This is a genomic window from Klebsiella sp. 141162 (assembly GCF_050600755.1).
GTDB classification, from domain to species: domain Bacteria; phylum Pseudomonadota; class Gammaproteobacteria; order Enterobacterales; family Enterobacteriaceae; genus Klebsiella; species Klebsiella aerogenes.
Genome location: NZ_JAQIRI010000045.1, coordinates 1 through 204 on the forward strand (window position 1 = coordinate 1; position 204 = coordinate 204).

1 pseudogene is annotated in these 204 nt (G+C 71.1%); it reads right to left on the reverse strand.

The features are described from left to right. Positions 1 to 204, reverse strand: a pseudogene (locus PGR23_RS24500) (sodium-extruding oxaloacetate decarboxylase subunit alpha); the annotation flags it as partial.

A 204-nucleotide genomic window follows, 5' to 3' on the forward strand; every position in this document is an offset into this window, starting at 1 on the left:
CAGAATCAGCAGCACCTCGCCTTCCGCCACCGCCTGGCCTTCGCTGGCCAGCACCTTCCAGATGGTGCCCGCCAGCGGCGCGGTCACCGGGGTGCCGGTGCCTGCCGGGGCCGGGGCGGCTGCCTGAACCGGTGCGAAAGACGGAGTGGCCGCCGTCAGCTGGCTGACGTCGCCGCCGTCGCTGACTTTGACCACGAAGGCTTT